The 17,436-nt window shown below is 71.4% G+C and carries 17 protein-coding genes and 1 riboswitch; of the genes, 9 read left to right on the top strand and 8 right to left on the bottom strand.

Going from position 1 to position 17,436, the window contains the following annotated elements:
• Window positions 1-34: 34 nt before the first annotated feature.
• Window positions 35-152: riboswitch (SAM riboswitch) on the bottom strand.
• Window positions 153-267: 115 nt separating this feature from the next.
• Window positions 268-1,344 (bottom strand): anthranilate phosphoribosyltransferase, encoded by a 1,077-nt coding sequence (gene trpD / locus ACFYUY_RS06035; RefSeq protein ID WP_360207464.1) that lies wholly within the window; start codon window positions 1,342-1,344, stop codon window positions 268-270.
• Window positions 1,345-1,481: 137 nt separating this feature from the next.
• Complete coding sequence (locus ACFYUY_RS06030; protein WP_360207467.1) at window positions 1,482-1,907, bottom strand: hypothetical protein; 426 nt, start codon at window positions 1,905-1,907, stop codon at window positions 1,482-1,484.
• 396 nt (window positions 1,908-2,303) lie between these two features.
• Between ACFYUY_RS06030 and ACFYUY_RS06025 the strand changes: the two genes are divergently transcribed.
• The 5 genes from ACFYUY_RS06025 to ACFYUY_RS06005 all read left to right on the top strand — a co-directional run bounded on the left by ACFYUY_RS06025 (window position 2,304) and on the right by ACFYUY_RS06005 (window position 7,174).
• The gene (locus ACFYUY_RS06025; RefSeq protein ID WP_360207470.1) at window positions 2,304-2,924 is read left to right on the top strand and encodes a heme-copper oxidase subunit III; all 621 of its coding nucleotides are present in this window, start codon (window positions 2,304-2,306) and stop codon (window positions 2,922-2,924) included.
• Between the two features lie 187 nt (window positions 2,925-3,111).
• Window positions 3,112-3,921, top strand: a complete 810-nt coding sequence (locus ACFYUY_RS06020) for a c-type cytochrome (protein WP_360207472.1) — start codon at window positions 3,112-3,114, stop codon at window positions 3,919-3,921.
• A gap of 8 nt (window positions 3,922-3,929) precedes the next feature.
• Complete coding sequence (locus ACFYUY_RS06015) at window positions 3,930-4,982, top strand: Rieske 2Fe-2S domain-containing protein (protein WP_360207475.1); 1,053 nt, start codon at window positions 3,930-3,932, stop codon at window positions 4,980-4,982.
• Window positions 4,979-6,640: a ubiquinol-cytochrome c reductase cytochrome b subunit gene (locus tag ACFYUY_RS06010; RefSeq protein ID WP_360207478.1), complete on the top strand. Its 1,662-nt coding sequence runs from the start codon at window positions 4,979-4,981 to the stop codon at window positions 6,638-6,640. Before ACFYUY_RS06015 ends, ACFYUY_RS06010 begins: the two co-directional genes overlap by 4 nt.
• A 162-nt stretch (window positions 6,641-6,802) precedes the next feature.
• Window positions 6,803-7,174: a GntR family transcriptional regulator gene (locus ACFYUY_RS06005; RefSeq protein WP_360207481.1), complete on the top strand. Its 372-nt coding sequence runs from the start codon at window positions 6,803-6,805 to the stop codon at window positions 7,172-7,174.
• 40 nt (window positions 7,175-7,214) lie between these two features.
• Here ACFYUY_RS06005 and ACFYUY_RS06000 read toward each other — a convergent pair whose 3' ends face one another.
• The 4 genes from ACFYUY_RS06000 to coxB form a co-directional block, all read right to left on the bottom strand.
• The gene (locus ACFYUY_RS06000) at window positions 7,215-8,471 is read right to left on the bottom strand and encodes an Ig-like domain-containing protein (RefSeq protein ID WP_360207483.1); all 1,257 of its coding nucleotides are present in this window, start codon (window positions 8,469-8,471) and stop codon (window positions 7,215-7,217) included.
• A gap of 176 nt (window positions 8,472-8,647) precedes the next feature.
• Window positions 8,648-9,064 carry a cytochrome c oxidase subunit 4 gene (locus tag ACFYUY_RS05995; RefSeq protein WP_360207486.1) on the bottom strand — a complete coding sequence of 139 codons (417 nt, stop codon included), beginning with the start codon at window positions 9,062-9,064 and terminating at the stop codon, window positions 8,648-8,650.
• Window positions 9,064-10,839, bottom strand: coding sequence for a cytochrome c oxidase subunit I (gene ctaD, locus ACFYUY_RS05990; protein WP_387898338.1), 1,776 nt, complete (start codon window positions 10,837-10,839; stop codon window positions 9,064-9,066). The genes ACFYUY_RS05995 and ctaD overlap by 1 nt, the downstream gene beginning before the upstream one ends.
• On the bottom strand, window positions 10,836-11,690 hold the full coding sequence (coxB, locus tag ACFYUY_RS05985; protein WP_360207488.1) for a cytochrome c oxidase subunit II: 855 nt from the start codon (window positions 11,688-11,690) through the stop codon (window positions 10,836-10,838). The genes ctaD and coxB overlap by 4 nt, the downstream gene beginning before the upstream one ends.
• A gap of 362 nt (window positions 11,691-12,052) precedes the next feature.
• On the opposite strand from coxB, the gene ACFYUY_RS05980 reads away from it, so the two are divergent.
• Window positions 12,053-13,462, top strand: coding sequence for an aminotransferase class V-fold PLP-dependent enzyme (locus ACFYUY_RS05980; RefSeq protein ID WP_360207490.1), 1,410 nt, complete (start codon window positions 12,053-12,055; stop codon window positions 13,460-13,462).
• Between the two features lie 9 nt (window positions 13,463-13,471).
• Here ACFYUY_RS05980 and ACFYUY_RS05975 read toward each other — a convergent pair whose 3' ends face one another.
• Window positions 13,472-14,449: a carbohydrate kinase family protein gene (locus ACFYUY_RS05975; protein ID WP_360207492.1), complete on the bottom strand. Its 978-nt coding sequence runs from the start codon at window positions 14,447-14,449 to the stop codon at window positions 13,472-13,474.
• Between the two features lie 280 nt (window positions 14,450-14,729).
• Here ACFYUY_RS05975 and ACFYUY_RS05970 point away from each other — a divergent pair, with 280 nt between their 5' ends.
• Window positions 14,730-14,939, top strand: coding sequence for a hypothetical protein (locus tag ACFYUY_RS05970; RefSeq protein WP_387898334.1), 210 nt, complete (start codon window positions 14,730-14,732; stop codon window positions 14,937-14,939).
• 140 nt (window positions 14,940-15,079) lie between these two features.
• Window positions 15,080-15,778, top strand: coding sequence for a hypothetical protein (locus tag ACFYUY_RS05965; RefSeq protein ID WP_360207497.1), 699 nt, complete (start codon window positions 15,080-15,082; stop codon window positions 15,776-15,778).
• Between the two features lie 105 nt (window positions 15,779-15,883).
• Here the strand turns inward: ACFYUY_RS05965 and erpA are convergent, their stop codons facing one another.
• On the bottom strand, window positions 15,884-16,237 hold the full coding sequence (gene erpA, locus ACFYUY_RS05960; protein ID WP_030391519.1) for an iron-sulfur cluster insertion protein ErpA: 354 nt from the start codon (window positions 16,235-16,237) through the stop codon (window positions 15,884-15,886).
• Between the two features lie 247 nt (window positions 16,238-16,484).
• Between erpA and ACFYUY_RS05955 the strand changes: the two genes are divergently transcribed.
• Window positions 16,485-17,345, top strand: a complete 861-nt coding sequence (locus tag ACFYUY_RS05955) for a GNAT family N-acetyltransferase (protein WP_360207688.1) — start codon at window positions 16,485-16,487, stop codon at window positions 17,343-17,345.
• Window positions 17,346-17,436 lie beyond the last annotated feature (91 nt).

The following is a 17,436-nucleotide window of genomic DNA, read 5'->3' as shown; positions in this document are numbered from 1 at the left end:
TGGGTGTGGGACCCCGGGAGTGTGAGTCGTCCGGCGTCCGCGCTTGCCGCACGGACGATTCGCCGAGCGACCCGGTCCTCACCCAGGGCACCCCGCCACGGACGGAGGGTTGCCGGACAGCCAGCTGGGGCTTGACGCTGTCACTCATGACCTGGACAGGACTCTAGGTCGGCCCGCGCCGGGTGGTCAAACGACCGTCCACCATCCGGACGCCCCCGGACGTGCCGGGGCCCGCACCGGCTTCCCGGCGCGGGCCCTGCGACCGCCTCAGATCCGGCTGGTCGCCTCCGACCAGCGGCGCAGCAGCTCCTGCGCCGTCCCGGAGTCGATGGCCCGCGCGGCCCGCTCCATGCCGGCCGCGAGCTGCTCGGCGAGCGGCGCCTCGCCGAGGTCCAGCGCGACCAGCGCGGCCGCGGTGTTCAGCAGGACGGCGTCCCGCACCGGCCCGCGCTCCCCGGCCAGCATCCGGCGCGCGACCTCGGCGTTGTAGGAGGCGTCCGCGCCGCGCAGCGACTCGATGCCGACCAGCTCGATGCCGACGTCCCGCGGGTCGAAGGCGGTCTCGGTGACGGTGCCGCCCTGCACGATCCACACCCGCGAGGTGGTGGTGATGGTCAGTTCGTCGAGGCCGTCGTCGCCGCGGAACACCAGGGCGGTCGAGCCGCGCCGGGCGAGCACCCCGGCGATCAGCCCGGCGAGCCGGGTGTCGAAGCAGCCGATCGCGTGCGAGGTCACCTTGGCCGGGTTGGTCAGCGGGCCGAGGATGTTGAAGGCGGTGGGCACGCCGAGGTCGCGCCGGGCGGTGGCGGCGTGGCGCATCGACGGGTGGAACTTGGCCGCGAAGCAGAAGGTGAGGCCGACCTCCTCGGCCACCTCGGCGACCCGCCGGGCGGGCAGGTCGAGGCGGACGCCGAGCTTCTCCAGCACGTCGGAGGAGCCGCTCGCCGAGGAGGCGGCCCGGTTGCCGTGCTTGACCACCTTGGCGCCGGCGGCGGCCGCGACGATCGCCGACATGGTGGAGATGTTGACCGTCTTGGCGCGGTCACCGCCGGTGCCGACGATGTCCACCGCCGGCCCGGGGACGGTGAGCGGCTCGGCGTGCGCGTACATGGCGTCGACCAGGCCGGTGACCTCGTCGACCGTCTCGCCCTTGGCCCGCAGCGCGACCATGAAGCCGGCCACCTGGACGGGGGACGCCTCGCCGCTCATGATCCGGTCCATCGCCCACGCGGTGGACGAGCGGTCGAGGTCCTCCCCCTTCAACAGCGCCGCCAGGACGTCCGGCCAGGTGCGGACCACCTGCGCGGGGTCGGTACCACCGTTCGCAGGGTTCACGTTCACCATGGCTGACTCCAGCTGTTGTCGGTCTCCCCGTGGCGGGGGGACGTCCGTACGGATGGAGTCAGCCTATCGAGCGGCGGGGTGCCCTCGGCGCTGTCTTCTCTAGTACTGAGACGGCCCGGTCCGAAGACCGGCCGGGCTCACTGGCCGGCCGGGGCCCGCTTGGCCAGCCGGGCCCGCAGCAGGGTGGCGACGGCCTCGGCCAGCGCCACCGGGTCCACCGGGTGGGAGATCGCGGCGTCGGCCCGGCTCCAGGCGGCCAGCCAGGAGTCCTGCGGCCGGCCGATCAGCACCAGCACCGGCGGGCAGCCGTAGATCTCGTCCTTCAGCTGGCGCCCGAGCCCGAGCCCGCCGGCCGGAACCGCCTCGCCGTCCAGCACGCAGAGGTCCACGCCGCCCTTCTCCAGGGCCTTGATCACCGCGGGGGTGGTCGCGCACTCCAGGTAGGACAGTTCCGGAAGGTCCTCGGCGGGCCGGCGGCCGAGTGCCGTCAGCACCTGCTCGCGGGTGTTGCGGTCGTCGCTGTAGACGAGGACGGTGAGCGTCTCGTCGGTCGTGTACGCCATGGGCCCTGCTCCCTCAAGTGTGATCCGGACCACGTTCGCCTGATCCGGATGCTACTCCCGATCACCCGCCGTCGAGGCCCCCTCGCGGACGTTCCCTCCCCAAGCCGCCGCGCCCGGGGCTCACCCGCCCGGAGGACGCGCCGTCACCCGGACCCGCCCGGTCCACCCGTACGGCCGACAGGGCGCCCCCGCACTACCCCGGGAGGCCCTGCAGGGCGTGCACCGACACGCAGGGCAAGGGGGTCGTAGGGCCCTCCGAGGAACCGTCAGAAAAGGGACACGCCGCTGCTCAGCCCCCGTCCGGGCACCCCGCCGCCCCCCAGGGGGGCATACCGCACGCACCGGACACTCCGAGGGAGACCCCCCGGCGTGAAGACGGAATAAGGGACCGACATAATGTCCGTCGTGGCGACAGCAACAGCAGTAGAAACCGGGCACGCGCACGGATCGGTCAACCGGCCGAACATGGTCAGCGTCGGAACGATCGTCTGGCTCAGTTCCGAGTTGATGTTCTTCGCGGCCCTCTTCGCGATGTACTTCACGCTCCGCTCCGTCAAGGGGCCGGAGTTCTGGACCGAGAAGGCGAGCGCACTCAACGTGCCGTTCTCCTCGGTCAACACCACGATCCTGGTGCTCTCCTCGCTGACCTGCCAGCTCGGTGTGTTCGCTGCCGAGCGCGGGGACGTGAAGAAGCTCCGCTCGTGGTTCGTCATCACCTTCGTGATGGGCGCGATCTTCATCGGCGGCCAGATCTTCGAGTACACCGAGCTGGTCAAGAAGGACGGCCTGTCGCTGTCCTCCGACCCGTACGGCACGGTGTTCTACCTGACCACCGGCTTCCACGGTCTGCACGTGACGGGTGGTCTGATCGCCTTCCTGCTGGTCCTGGGACGGACGTACGCAGCCAAGCGCTTCACGCACGAGCAGGCCACCGCCGCGATCGTGGTGTCGTACTACTGGCACTTCGTCGACGTCGTGTGGATCGGCCTGTTCGCGACCATCTACCTGATCAAGTAACCAGCTGATCAGGTCGCTGGCCACCGGCTCCGGCCCCGCCCTCACCGGCGTCGGGCCGATTCTGCCGGTGGCGACGCTCCCAACCGACCGACCGCGCGCGCAGCCCTAGACAGGCAGCCTCGTGCCGGCCAGACCGGCCGCCGGGTGCACCCACCAGTCGACCAGATCCTGACACCGGGGTTATTCCGTGAAAAAGCTCTCCGCACGACGGCGCCACCCATTGGCGGCGCTGGTCGTCCTACTTCTCGCCCTGGCGGCAACCGGGGGGCTGTACGCCGCGTTCGCGCCCGCCGACAAGGCGCAGGCGGACGTCGCCGCGCAGTCGCTCGCGATCGATGAGGGCAAGAAGCTCTTCGCCGTGGGCTGCTCCTCCTGCCACGGCCTGAACGGCCAGGGCAGCAGCGACGGTCCTAGCCTGGTCGGCGTCGGCTCCGCGTCCGTCGACTTCCAGGTCGGCACCGGCCGCATGCCGGCCCAGCAGCCCGGCGCCCAGGTGCCGCGCAAGAAGAACATCTACTCGCAGGCGGAGATCGACCAGCTCGCCGCCTTCGTGGCGTCGCTCGGCCCCGGCCCGGTGACGCCGAGCCAGGAGCAGTACACCTCGACCAACCCGGACGACATCTCCAAGGGTGGCGAGCTGTTCCGCACCAACTGCGCCCAGTGCCACAACTTCGCCGGCCAGGGCGGTGCCCTGACCAAGGGCAAGTACGCCCCGTCGCTGGAGGGCGTGGACGCCAAGCACATCTACGAGGCCATGCAGACCGGCCCGCAGAACATGCCGTCGTTCCCGGACACCACCATGCCCGAGGAGCAGAAGAAGCAGATCGTGGCCTTCGTCCGCCACACCACCTCCGATGAGCCCAACCCCGGCGGTCTCACGCTCGGCAGCCTCGGTCCGGTGACCGAGGGCCTGTTCGGCTGGATCTTCGGTCTCGGGACGCTCATCGCGGTCGCGATCTGGGTCGCCGCCCACACCACCAAGGCCAAGAAGTCATGAGCCACGACATGTCAGAAGAGAAGCTTCCGGAGTCGCACGGCTCCGCCGGCGAGGTCGCCGGTCACGGCGACCCGTTCGCCGACCCGGGCCTGCCGGCCCACGAGCCCCGTCGCACCGACATCGACGAGCGGGCCGCCAAGCGGGCCGAGCGTCAGGTCTCGCTGATGTTCGTGGTCTCGATGCTCGCCACCGTCGGCTTCATCGCCTCGTACGTGGCCATCGACCCGGACAAGATCGTCTACATCTTCCCGCTCGGTCACGTCAGCGCGCTGAACTTCGCGCTCGGCCTGACCCTGGGCGTCGCGCTGTTCATGATCGGCGCGGGCGCGGTCCACTGGGCCCGCACCCTGATGTCGGACGTCGAGCTGCCGGCCGAGCGTCACCCGATCGAGGCCGACGACGAGGTCCGCGCGGACGTCATCCAGCAGTTCCAGACCGGTGCCGCCGAGTCGGGTTTCGGCCGTCGCAAGATGATCCGCAACACCCTCATCGGCTCGATGGCGCTCGTCCCGCTCTCGGGCGTCGTCCTCCTCCGCGACCTCGGGCCGCTGCCCGAGAAGAAGCTGAAGGAGACGGGCTGGAACGAGGCCACCCCGGCCCACCCGATCCAGCTCATCAACATGAACACCAGCCAGCCGATGAAGGCCGAGGACGTCGTCGTCGGCTCGCTGACGTTCGCCATGCCCGAGGGCCTGCACGTCCACGACGAGGACTTCCAGCAGGCGATCGCCAAGGACGCCCTGATGCTGGTGCGCATCGCACCGGAGGACATCAAGGACGACAAGTCGCGTGAGAAGGGCTTCGAGGGCATCCTCGCCTACTCGAAGATCTGCACCCACGTCGGCTGCCCGATCAGCCTCTACGAGCAGCAGACCCACCACGCGCTCTGCCCCTGCCACCAGTCGACCTTCGACCTGGCGGACGGCGCGCGCGTCATCTTCGGCCCGGCCGGCCACCCGCTGCCGCAGCTGAAGATCACCACTGACGAGAAGGGCTTCCTGGTCGCCACCGGCGACTTCGACGAGCCCGTCGGCCCGAGCTACTGGGAGCGTGCTCGATGAGTAGCGCGAGCAGCACCACCTCCGGTGCCACCAAGCCCGCCAGCACGCGCGCCAAGCCCGCCAACAAGTGGGAAGCCGCCGCTGACTGGACGGACGGCCGGCTGGGGATCTACTCCCTCGCCAAGGCCAACCTGCGCAAGATCTTCCCGGACCACTGGTCCTTCATGCTGGGCGAGATCTGCCTCTACACCTTCGTCATCATCATCCTGACCGGCGTCTACCTGACGCTGTTCTTCAAGCCCTCGATGGCCGAGGTCGTCTACAACGGCTCCTACGTCCCGCTCAAGGGCATCGGGATGTCCGAGGCGTACGCGTCGACGGTCGACATCAGCTTCGAGGTCCGCGGCGGTCTGCTGATCCGCCAGATCCACCACTGGGCCGCGCTGGTCTTCGTGGCGGCGATGCTCGTGCACATGATGCGCGTGTTCTTCACCGGCGCGTTCCGCAAGCCCCGTGAGATCAACTGGGTCTTCGGCTTCCTGCTGCTGGTCCTGGGCATGTTCGACGGCTTCTTCGGCTACTCGCTGCCGGACGACCTGCTGTCGGGCACCGGCATCCGCTTCATGGAAGGCGCGATCCTCGCCGTCCCGCTGGTCGGCACCTACGTGCAGATGTTCCTGTTCGGGGGCGAGTTCCCCGGCCACGACATCGTGCCGCGCTTCTTCACGATCCACGTGCTGCTGATCCCGGGCATCATGCTCGGCCTGCTGGTGGCGCACCTGATCCTGGTCTTCTACCACAAGCACACCCAGTGGGCGGGCCCGGGCAAGACCGAGAAGAACGTCGTCGGCATGCCGCTGATGCCGGTCTACATGGCCAAGGCCGGTGGCTTCTTCTTCCTGGTGTTCGGTCTCATCGCCGCCATCTCGGCGATCGCCACGATCAACCCGATCTGGGCGTACGGCCCCTACCGCCCCGACCAGGTGTCCACGGACGCCCAGCCGGACTGGTACATGGGCTTCTCCGAGGGCCTGATCCGCGTCATGCCGGGCTGGGAGATCAGCGTCTGGGGCGGCCACACCCTGAACCTGGGTGTGTTCATCCCGCTGATGATCTTCCCGCTGGTCCTGGTCGCCATCGCCGTCTACCCCTTCATCGAGGGCTGGATCACCGGCGACAAGCGCGAGCACCACATCCTGGACCGCCCGCGCAACGCGCCCGTCCGCACCGCGCTCGGCGCCGCCTGGATCAGCCTGTACCTGGTGCTCCTGGTCGGTGGTGGCAACGACCTGTTCGCCACCCACCTGCACCTGTCGATCAACTCGATCACCTACTTCGTCCGCGTCGGCTTCTTCGTCGTCCCGGTCATCACCTTCATCGTCACCAAGCGCTGGTGCCTCGGCCTCCAGCGCCGTGACAAGGAGAAGGTGCTGCACGGCCGCGAGACCGGTGTCATCAAGCGCCTGCCGCACGGCGAGTTCGTCGAGGTGCACGCCCAGCTGCCGCAGAAGGACCTCTTCAAGCTCACCGCCCACGAGCAGGTCCAGCCGGTCGAGCTGCCCGCCCAGGCGGACGAGAACGGCGTGGCCCACCGGGCCGGCCTCCTCACCCGCACCCGGGCCAAGCTCTCCCGCGGTTTCTACGGCGAGGGCGCCCAGATCCCCAAGCCGACCTCCGAGGAGCACCACGAGATCACCAGCGGCCACGGCCACCACTGATCCCGTACGCCCCGCGGCGTCGCACCCGAGGGCCGCTGACCAGAGTTCTTCTGGTCGGCGGCCCTCGGGCTTTGCCGTCCCCCGCCCGACCCCGTCAGACCGGCCCCCTCCACCCGGCCCCGTCCGACCGGCCCCACCCGTCCGCAGCCCCCAGGAGCCACCGTGCAGCTGTCCGTCGACCCCGCCGCCGCCACTCCCCCGTACGAGCAGATCCGGGCCCAGATCGCCGAGCGCGCCCGCTCCGGCGAGCTGCCCACGGGGCTGCGGCTGCCCACCGTCCGGGCGCTGGCCGAGGAGCTCGGACTGGCCGCCGGGACGGTGGCCCGGGCCTACCGGGAGCTGGAGGCGGACGGCGTGGTGGAGACCCACGGCCGGCGCGGCACGCTGATCGCCGCCACCGGTGACACCGCGCACCGGCTGGCCGCCGCGGCGGCGGCCGACTACGCGGACCGGGCGAGCCGGCTGGGGCTCTCCCGCGCGGACGCCCTGGCCGCGGTGGACACCGCCCTGCGGCTGGCCCTCCCGGAGGCCTAGGGTCCGGGAGGGCCGGTCGCAGGGCCGTGCCGGAGGCCGGTCAGACCTCGGGGCGGACCATCCCGGAGGCGTGCGCCTGGGCGGGCGGCTCGGTGGTGCTGACGGGCTGTCCGAGGGCGCTGTGCTTGACCCAGTCCGTCCAGGTGAGGTTCCAGTCCCCGAAGCCGTTGCCGAACGGCTCCATGGTGGCGCCGAGGCTGTTCACCACCGTCACCAGGTCCCCCACCCGGGTGTTCTGGTAGAACCACTTGGCGTTGTCGGTGCTCATGCCGGTGCAGCCGTGGCTGACGTTCGCCACGCCCTGCGAGCCGACCGACCAGGGCGCCGCGTGGACGTACTCGCCGCTCCAGGTCACCCGGGTGGCCCACTCCACGTTGAGGTCGTAGGACTCCGAGCTGCCGGCGGCTATGCCGATCGTCTCGCCGCTCATCCGGACCGAGCGCTCCTGGCCGAGCACCACCTTGACGCCGTTGCGGGTGTCGAAGCCGGGCTTGCCGGTGGTCACCGGGATCGTCCGGACCACCTCGCCGTCCCTCTTGAGGGTGAGCTCGTGGGCGGCCGCGTCGACCACCGACTCGACCCGCTCGCCGATCCGCAGCCGCAGCGTGCTGCGGTCGCCGCCGTAGAGGCCGTCGGCGATGCGGCTGCCGGTGGCGTCGAAGGCCAGCGAGACGGTGGTCCCGGCCGGCCAGTACTCCTGCGGGCGGAAGTGCAGGTTCTTGTCGTCCACCCAGTACCAGGCGCCGGTGACGGCGGGCTGGGAGGTGACCGTCAGCAGGCGCTCGACCTCCTGACGGGCCTGCGGGTCCTTGACGGCCTCGGAGAGCTGCACGGTGAGCGGCTGGCCCACCCCGTAGACGCCGGTGCCGGAGGAGTCCGGGCCGAGCTTGGCGGTCAGCAGCCGCTGGGCGGCCAGGGTGCTGAAGCCCGCGGTGGTGTCGCCGCGGCCGCCCTTGCCGTCGTCGGCGGCGATCCGCACCGAGTAGTCGGTGGCGGCCTTGAGCCGGCCGGTGGTCCGCCAGCTGCGCTGGTCCTCGGCGAGCTGCCCGGCCACCACCCGCCCGTCCGGGCCGACCACGGTGACGTCGGTGAGCCGGCTGCCGTCCACCGCGGTGACGGTGACGGGCTGGGACGGGTCGACCTTGCCCTCGGCCGAGAGGTGGACCAGCGGGGCCGCGTCGATCCGATGGGGGCCGACCGCCTCCTCGTCGCCGGACGAGCAGGCGGCCAGCGGGGCCAGCACTGCGAGGGCCAGCGAGATGCCGCCGATGCCTGCGATTCCGCGCCTGTCGGGCATGACCGCCTCCGGGGTTCGCACGATTGATCAGATCGTAGGAACGGCGTCCGGAGAAGCGACATCCGAGCGACCCCGGGTTCGCCCGGGTGAGTGAGTCCGTCACCCCGGGGACGCAACGGGGCCGCTCCCCCCGTGCGGGAGGAGCGGCCCTGGTGTGCGTGGCTCGAACCGGAGGACTACTGGTTCTGGTTCTCGCCCCGGTAGAACTCGAAGACCCAGCCGAAGAGGCCGACCAGGATCACCGGCAGCGCCCAGAACATCAGCCACCAGCCGAAGATCACGCCCATGAACGCGAGCGCGCCACCGATCGCCAGCGAGAGCGGCTGCCAGCTGTGCGGGGCGAAGAAGCCCAGCTCGCCGGCGTCGTCCGCGACCTCGGCCTCGGGGTTGTCACCCGCGCCGCTGTCCACCCGGCGGGCGGTGAAGGCCAGGTAGTACCCGATGAAGGCGCAGAGGGCGAAGGCCAGGAACAGCGCGGTGGTGCCGGCCGCCTCGATGCCCAGGTCCGAGTGGTTGGTCCACAGGCCGTAGGTGATGGCCATCGCCAGGACGAAGACCGCGAGGCCGAGGAAGATCTTTCCCTGTTCCTTCATCAGGCGTCGCCCTCCTTCTTGCCCTTGTCCAGCTTCGGGGCGTCGTACTTCGCCGGGGTCACGCCGGCGAGGTGCTTGGCAGGCTCACCGTGGTTCTCGAGGTAGTCCAGCGCGGCGATCTCCGGGTGGTGGAGGTCGAAGGCCGGCGATTCGGAACGGATCCGCGGCAGCGTGAGGAAGTTGTGCCGCGGCGGCGGGCAGGAGGTCGCCCACTCCAGCGAGCGGCCGTAGCCCCACGGGTCGTCGACCTCGACCTTCTCGCCGTACTTGGCCGTCTTCCACACGTTGTAGATGAACGGCAGGATCGACAGGCCGAGGATGAACGAACCGATGGTCGAGACGGTGTTCAGCGTGGTGAAGCCGTCCGAGGCCAGGTAGTCCGCGTAGCGGCGGGGCATGCCCTCCGCGCCGAGCCAGTGCTGCACCAGGAAGGTGGTGTGGAAGCCGATGAACAGCGTCCAGAAGGTCATCCGGCCGAGGCGCTCGTCGAGCATCTTGCCGGTCATCTTCGGCCACCAGAAGTGGAAGCCGGCGAACATCGCGAAGACGACGGTGCCGAACACCACGTAGTGGAAGTGGGCGACGACGAAGTACGAGTCCGAGACGTGGAAGTCGATCGGCGGCGAGGCCAGCAGGACACCGGTCAGACCACCGAAGAGGAAGGTGACCAGGAAGCCGACCGTCCACAGCATCGGCGTCTCGAAGCTCAGCGAGCCCTTCCACATGGTGCCGACCCAGTTGAAGAACTTCACACCGGTCGGGACCGCGATCAGGAAGGTCATGAAGGAGAAGAACGGCAGCAGCACCTGGCCGGTGACGTACATGTGGTGCGCCCACACCGTCACGGACAGACCGGCGATCGCGATGGTGGCCGCGATCAGGCCGGAGTAGCCGAACATCGGCTTGCGGCTGAAGACCGGGATGATCTCCGACACGATGCCGAAGAACGGCAGCGCGATGATGTACACCTCGGGGTGACCGAAGAACCAGAACAGGTGCTGCCACAGCAGCGCCCCGCCGTTGGTCGGGTCGAAGACGTGCGCCCCGAACTTGCGGTCCGCCTCCAGGGCGAACAGCGCGGCGGCCAGGACCGGGAAGGCCAGCAGGACCAGCACGGCGGTCAGCAGGACGTTCCAGACGAAGATCGACATCCGGAACATCGTCATGCCGGGGGCGCGCATGCAGATGATCGTGGTGATGAAGTTGACCGCACCGAGGATCGTGCCGAAGCCGGAGAAGGCCAGGCCCATGATCCACATATCGCCACCGACACCCGGCGAGTGGACGGCGTCCGACAGCGGCGAGTAGGCGAACCAGCCGAAGCTGGCGGCGCCGTTCGGGGTGACGAAGCCGGCCACCGCGATGACGGAGCCGAAGAGGTACAGCCAGTACGCGAACATGTTCAGACGCGGGAACGCCACGTCCGGAGCGCCGATCTGGAGCGGCATGATCCAGTTCGCGAAGCCCGCGAACAGCGGGGTCGCGAACATCAGCAGCATGATCGTGCCGTGCATGGTGAACGCCTGGTTGAACTGCTCGTTCGACAGGATCTGGGTCCCGGGACGAGCCAGCTCGGCGCGCATGACCAGGGCGAGGATGCCACCGATCAGGAAGAAGGCGAACGACGTGCCCAGGTACAGGGTGCCGATCGTCTTGTGGTCAGTGGTGGTCAACCACTTGATGATGGTCGAACCCGGCTTCCGGGTCCGCTGCGCCCCGACCGTGACGGCCCCGGCGCCCCCGCCGGCCGCGGCGGGCTCGTTGAGGATGGTCACTTGTCTTCACTTCCCATGGAGATGACGCCGGAGGGCACCGCGCCGTTCTGGCCCTTGGCTCGCAGCTCCGCCAGGTGCTTGTCGTAGTCGGCGCGGTCGACGACCTTGACGTTGAACAGCATGCGCGAGTGGTCGGTGCCACACAGCTCGGCACACTTGCCCATGTACTCGCCCTTGACGTTGGGGGTGACCTCGAACTTGTTCACCACGCCCGGCACGACGTCCATCTTCATCAGGAAGTTGACGGGCCAGAAGTCGTGGATGACGTCACGCGAGGTGAGACGGAACTGCACCGTCTCGTTGACCGGCAGCCACAGCGTCGGAGCGTCCTTGGGCGTACCGACTTCGTACGCGGCGTCCTTGTTGGCCGGGTCGGGGGTCTCGGTGTTCTCGTAGTTGAACGCCCAGCTCCACTGGAAGCCCACCACGTTGACCACGTGCTGCGGCTTCTCGGAGACGGAGATCAGCTTCGACTCGTCGCGGGCGACGAAGTAGAAGAGCACCGAGACGATGATGATGGGGACCGCGGTGTAGAGCGCCTCGATGGGCACGTTGTACCGGGTCTGCGGAGGAACCTCCACACCGGTGCGCTTGCGCCGGTGGAAGATCACGCTCCAGAGGATCAGACCCCACATCAGTGCGCCGACCACCAGTGCCGCGATCCAGGAGCCCTGCCACATGTGAAGGACCAGGGGTCCTTGCTCAGTGACGGGACTCGGGAGGCCAAGCCTGGGGAGGTCGTTGGCCGAGCAGCCGGTGGCGGTCGCGATGACGAGGCCCAGTGCCAGCGCCTGAGGCAGCTTCCGCCGCATCGTGCGCCGCGGCGAGCGGTCGGAGCCGTTGGGACTCACGTAGCGCCTTCCCGAAGTCTCGCCCGCCTTCGCGTCGCCCCGTGGAGGATTGTGAGCCTCCCCGGCGACCCGTCCACGGGCACGGTTTGAATGCTTATGCGGGCCAAACCCTACTCCAGCCTTATGCGCTCCTGACGGGGAGCCCCCCGTAACGCGCCGCCCGGTCGCCCGATCAGGCCCGGCAAGGGCTGCACCGCAGGTCATCGCAGGCATTCGAGGTCGATACGCCCGATCGGGGGATCACCTCGAACAACCCGGGTGACGACCCGTCGGACGCGGACGAAGCGGACATTCGGGGTGATCGACTGACGGCCGGTAAGTGATGTCGCCCCGCCGGAACGCCCCCGGGAGTGCCGTTAAATGTGACCGTGTACTTCGACGCGGCCTCGACGGCCCCCCTGCACCCCGTCGCACGGCAGGCGCTGACCGCCGCCCTGGACGAGGGCTGGGCCGACCCGGCCCGGCTGTACCGCTCCGGCCGGCAGGCCCGGATGCTGCTGGACGCCGCCCGCGAAACGGTCGCCGAGGCCCTCGGGGCGCGGGCCGACGAGATCTCCTTCACCGCGAGCGGGACGCAGGCGGTGCAGCTCGGCGTGCTCGGCGCGCTGGGCGGGAACCGGCGGCGCGGCGGCCACCTGGTGCACTCCGCGGTGGAGCACTCCAGTGTGCTGCACGTCGCGGAACGCCGGGAGGCCGAGGGGGGCACCGTCTCGGTGGCGCCGGTGGACCGCACCGGACGGGTCGACCCGGACGCCTTCGCCGCACTGCTGCGGGCGGACACCGCACTGGCCGTCCTGCAGAGCGCCAACCACGAGGTGGGGACCGTCCAGCCGGTCGGCGAGGTCGCCGACCGCTGCCGGGAGGCCGGCGTCCCGCTGCTGGTCGACGCGGCGCAGAGCGTGGGCCGGGTGGACGTGCCCGCCGGCTGGTCCCTGCTGACCGCGAGCGCGCACAAGTGGGGCGGGCCGCCCGGGGTGGGGGTGCTGGCGGTGCGCAAGGGCGTCCGCTACGCCTCGCCGCTGCCGGCCGACGAGCGCGAGGGCGGGCGGGTCCCGGGCTACGTGAACGTCCCGGCGATCGTCGCCGCGGCCGCCTCGCTGCGGGCGGTGCGGGCCGCGGCGGAGCAGGAGAACGCCCGGCTGCACGCGCTGGTGGAGCGGATCCGGGCCCGGGTGCCGCGGCTGGTACCCGAGGTCGAGGTGGTCGGCGACCCGGTGCGGCGGCTGCCGCACATCGTCACCTTCTCCTGCCTGTACGTCGACGGCGAGGTGCTCCTCACCGAGCTGGACCGGGCTGGCTTCGCCGTCTCCTCCGGCTCCTCCTGCACCTCCTCGACGCTGACCCCGAGCCACGTGCTGGCCGCGATGGGGGTGCTCACCGAGGGCAACGTCCGGGTCTCGCTGCCCACCGGCACGTCGGAGCAGGACGTCGAGCGCTTCCTCACCGTGCTGCCGGACCTGGTCGCGGGGGTGCGGGCGCCGCTCGGGCTGGACCTGCCGGCGCCGGTGGCGGACCCGGCGGCGGGGACGCCGGAGACCCTCGTGCTCGACGCGCTGGGCAAGCGGTGCCCGCTGCCGGTGATCGAGCTGGCGAAGCGGATCGGCGAGGTGCCGCCGGGCGGCACCGTCGCCGTGCTGGCGGACGACGAGGCGGCCCGGCTGGACATCCCGGCCTGGTGCGGGATGCGCGGCCAGGAGTACGCGGGCGAGGCCCCGGCCGCCGACTTCGGCGGCGACCGGGGCTCGGCCTACCTGGTGGTGCGCCGGTCCTGAGGGGCCCGGTTACCTGACCAGGTGCGCGCGGACGTCCGCGGCGGCCTCGGCGCCGTAGGCGGCCTCGAAGCGCTTCAGGAAGGCGACCGGGCGCAGCTCGTACTCCTGGGTGCCGACGGTCTCGATCACCAGGGTGGCGAGCATGCAGCCGAGCTGGGCGGCGCGCTCCAGCTCGAGCTGCCAGGACAGGCCGGTCAGGAAGCCGGCCCGGAAGGCGTCGCCGACGCCGGTCGGGTCGACCTTGGCCTCCTCGGCGGCGCAGCCGACCAGGATCGGCGCCTCGCCCTTGCGGTCGATCCGCACGCCCTTGCTGCCCAGGGTGGTGACCCGGGTGCCGACCCGGGTGAGCAGCTCGTCCGCGTCCCAGCCGGTCTTGGTCTCGATCAGCGCGGCCTCGTACTCGTTGGTGAAGAGGTACGCGGCGCCGTCGACGATCTCGCGGATGTCGTCGCCCTCCAGGCGGGCCAGCTGCTGGGAGGGGTCGGCGGCGAAGGCGTAGCCGCGGGTGCGGCACTCCTGGGTGTGGCGGACCATGCCCTGCGGGTCGTCGGCGCCGATCAGGACGAGGTCGAGGCCGCCGACGCGGTCGGCGATCGGCTTGAGCTCGATGTTGCGGGCCTCCGCCATGGCGCCGGTGTAGAACGAGGCGATCTGGTTGTGGTCCTCGTCCGTGGTGCACATGAAGCGGGCCGTGTGGCGGGTCTCGGAGATGTGGACGGAGGTGCAGTCCACGTTGTTGCGCTCCAGCCAGCTGCGGTACTCCGCGAAGTCCGCGCCGGCCGCGCCGACGAGGATCGGGCGCAGCCCGAGCACGCCCATGCCGAACGCGATGTTCGGGGCGACCCCGCCGCGACGGATGTCCAGGGTGTCGACCAGGAAGGACAGCGACACGGTGTGCAGCTGCTCGGCGACGAGCTGGTCGGCGAACCGACCGGGGAACGTCATCAGGTGGTCGGTGGCGATCGAGCCGGCGACGGCGATACGCACGGGAGGTCTCCTCAGGATGGCTTCAGGGCCAACGGGCAGGCACGGGTGAACCCACTCACGGTACCGGGCCCCGGCCGGGCAGCAGCAAGAGTGCCGCAAGCGGCTCCGCCCGCACCGCCATGGTGGCACCCGTTGACGTCGAACGTGTACTACCTCCGGGTAGCACTGGTGGGGGGCCGAACCCCGGCCTAGGGTCGGCGACAGGGGCCGTGCCGAGCCGGGCGGGCCCCGTCGTCGACCGTGGCGGTGCGGCCACGGCCCCTGATCGGAGCGATGCCCGATGATGCCCGACCACTTCCCGCTGTCCGTCCTCCGGCCCGACGCGGACGGCGAGACCCTCGACGCGCTGGTGAGTTCGTCCCGGCGGCTGCGCCGCTTCTGGCCGCTGCTGGCGGCCGGCCCGGAGCCCACCGCGCCCGTGCGGGCCGGCATCCGGGTGCCGTCCGGCGCGCAGCGGCTGGTCGCGGGGATGGCCGAGTACGGCAACTGATCCGGCGGCCCGATCCCCCGCCCGTCCCCGCTCCCCCGTGACGGGCGGGGCGGGGCGGAACCGGATCGGCCCGGGACACGTCACATCCGCGCGGAGCGGCCGAGCGGCCGGAGCCGCCCAGCTCTCGGGAGGATGTGCAGATGGATCTGGAGACGACGCCCCGGCGCGGTCGGCGGGCGATGGCCCTGGCGGGTCTGGCCCTGGCGGCGGCGGTCACGGTGACCGGGTGCAACGGCGACGGCAAGTCGGCCTCGGACGCGGCACCGGCCGGCGCCACGGCCTCGGCATCGGCCTCCGGGTCCGCCTCGCCCGGCCCGACGGCCTCCCCGCAGGCCCCCACGCCGGACGCCACCCCGCCCTCCTCCGCCCCGGTCACCGCGCCCGTCCCGGCCAGCCCGGCCCCGCAGCCGACCGGTGCGGCCCCGGCCCCCTCGCAGCCCTCCGCGACCGCCACCCCGGGCACTCCCCCGGGCAACGGGATCGCGGTGGGCGAGCCGAACCCGAACGGGACGGCGGGCGCCCGGCCGGCCGTCTCCTACCGGGTGGACGGCGGCACCAAGCTGACCGTGTACTTCTTCGGCGGGGTCTGCCAGCAGTACGGGCTGAAGGCGGACGAGTCGCACCCGGGCCGGGTCGACGTCCGCGTGGTGGTGGCGGCGCCGATGACGCCCGGGCAGGTCTGCAACGCGCTGGCCAAGCGGCAGTCGGTCTCCACGGACCTGCGGTCGCCGCTGACCGGGCGGACGGTGACCGACCAGTCGTCCGGCCAGGAGGTGCCGCTGGACGCCGATCCGCACATCGGACCGGACCCGGTCACACCGGACGTCGCCGGGCGGTAGGGCCGGCCCGCGGCCGGACGGGCCGGTGCGACGCGAAGGCGGCCCCGGGGAGGGATCCCCGGGGCCGCCTTCACGCGTGCCGTGCTGCTCGACGGAGCGGCGGGCCTAGCTGAACGAGTCGCCGCAGGCGCAGGAGCCGGTGGCGTTCGGGTTGTCGATCGTGAAGCCCTGCTTCTCGATGGTGTCGACGAAGTCGACGGTGGCGCCGCCCAGGTACGGGGCGCTCATGCGGTCGGTGACGACCTTCACACCGTCGAAGTCCTTGAGCACGTCGCCGTCGAGCGAGCGCTCGTCGAAGAACAGCTGGTAACGCAGGCCGGAGCAGCCACCGGGCTGGACGGCGACGCGCAGCGCGAGGTCGTCGCGGCCTTCCTGCTCCAGCAGGCCCTTGACCTTGGCCGCGGCGGCATCGGTGAGGAGGATGCCACTCTCGACGGTGGTCTCGTCCTGGACGGTCATCTGCTTTCTCCCGGTCTTTGACGACGGTCTGCCGCCAGTGCCAACCAACGGCCGCCCGGATTCATTTCCCGGACGGAGGTCGTTTTCGCAGGCCTGTCGGCGGCGGAATTTCCGTGGACCGGGTGTGCCACCCGCGTCCCATGCGCTCCCCATGCTCGCACAACCCGGGAGGACCGGGCACCGCCCCGAGCTGCGGATCCGGTTGAACGGGCCCCGCGGCGGCCCGCCGGGCGCCAGGATGGTGGCCATGATCCTGCGCCCGGTCAGGGACACCGCCGCCGACGCGGAGGCCGTCCAGGACGTCTCCGCCGCCGCGTCCGCCGATCCGTCCGAGCCCGGCACCGCCGCCGCGCCGACCCCGCTGCAGCTGGCCGGGACCAGGCACCTGGCCCGCACCGATCCGGGCGGCTGCTGGCTGGCGGAGAGCGGCGGGGAGCCGGTCGGGGCGGTGCTGTCGCTGCGCCGCGAGGGCCTGTGGATGCCGTCCCTGTTCGCGGTCCGTCCGCAGGCGCAGGGCAAGGGCGTGGGCCTGCTGCTGCTGGAGCGGGCGGCGGCGCACGCCGGGGGCTGCCTGCGCGGGATGGTCTGCGCCCCCGACTCCCCGGCGGCGGTGCGGCGCTACCGGCTGGCGGGGTTCACCCTGCACCCGGCGATGCGGCTGGCCGGGCGGGTGGACCGGGCCGGGCTGATCGACCCGGGGGACATCCCGGTGCACCGCGGCAACGCCACCCACCGGCACCTGCTGGACTCGGTGGACCGGCGGCTGCGCGGCTCGGCGCACGGGCCGGACCACGAGCTGATGCTGGGCCACTTCGAGGAGCTGCTGATCGCCGACTCGCTGGCCGGCAGCGGCTACTGCTACCGGGACGGCGGCGCCGTGCGGCTGTTGGCGGCCACCACCAAGCGGATCGCCGCCCGGCTGCTGCGCGAGGCGCTGGCCCGGGTGCCGGACGGGGTCGAGGCGCGGGTGGACTTCGTCACCGCCGAGCAGGAGTGGGCCCTGGACGTCGGCCTGGAGGTGGGGCTGGCCGTGCGCGGGCGCGGCTTCCTCGGGCTGCGCGGGATGCGGCCGCCGGCGCCGTACCTGCCGAGCGGCTCCTTCCTGTGAGTCCGGGCGGCCGGGTCCGGGCGGCCGGGTGCGGGCGGCCCGCGGGCGCCGCGGCCACGGCCCGGGCACGACGGGACCCCCGCCGCGGGGT

This window comes from Kitasatospora sp. NPDC004745 (assembly GCF_042873275.1).
GTDB lineage: Bacteria > Actinomycetota > Actinomycetes > Streptomycetales > Streptomycetaceae > Kitasatospora.
The sequence above is the reverse complement of the archived record's forward strand: the minus strand, read 5'-3'. Positions and strand labels throughout refer to the sequence as shown.

Excerpts from the sequence above, each read along its gene's own strand:
- erpA (WP_030391519.1), bottom strand. The coding sequence starts at position 16,237 with ATGACCGTCCAGGACGAGACCACCGTCGAGAGTGGCATCCTCCTCACC.
- ACFYUY_RS06000 (WP_360207483.1), bottom strand. The coding sequence starts at position 8,471 with ATGCCCGACAGGCGCGGAATCGCAGGCATCGGCGGCATCTCGCTGGCC.
- trpD (WP_360207464.1), bottom strand. The coding sequence starts at position 1,344 with ATGGTGAACGTGAACCCTGCGAACGGTGGTACCGACCCCGCGCAGGTG.
- ACFYUY_RS05965 (WP_360207497.1), top strand. The coding sequence starts at position 15,080 with ATGGATCTGGAGACGACGCCCCGGCGCGGTCGGCGGGCGATGGCCCTG.
- ACFYUY_RS06025 (WP_360207470.1), top strand. The coding sequence starts at position 2,304 with ATGTCCGTCGTGGCGACAGCAACAGCAGTAGAAACCGGGCACGCGCAC.
- ACFYUY_RS06030 (WP_360207467.1), bottom strand. The coding sequence starts at position 1,907 with ATGGCGTACACGACCGACGAGACGCTCACCGTCCTCGTCTACAGCGAC.
- ACFYUY_RS05995 (WP_360207486.1), bottom strand. The coding sequence starts at position 9,064 with ATGAAGGAACAGGGAAAGATCTTCCTCGGCCTCGCGGTCTTCGTCCTG.
- ACFYUY_RS06015 (WP_360207475.1), top strand. The coding sequence starts at position 3,930 with ATGTCAGAAGAGAAGCTTCCGGAGTCGCACGGCTCCGCCGGCGAGGTC.
- ACFYUY_RS05970 (WP_387898334.1), top strand. The coding sequence starts at position 14,730 with ATGATGCCCGACCACTTCCCGCTGTCCGTCCTCCGGCCCGACGCGGAC.
- ACFYUY_RS05955 (WP_360207688.1), top strand. The coding sequence starts at position 16,485 with ATGATCCTGCGCCCGGTCAGGGACACCGCCGCCGACGCGGAGGCCGTC.
- ACFYUY_RS06010 (WP_360207478.1), top strand. The coding sequence starts at position 4,979 with ATGAGTAGCGCGAGCAGCACCACCTCCGGTGCCACCAAGCCCGCCAGC.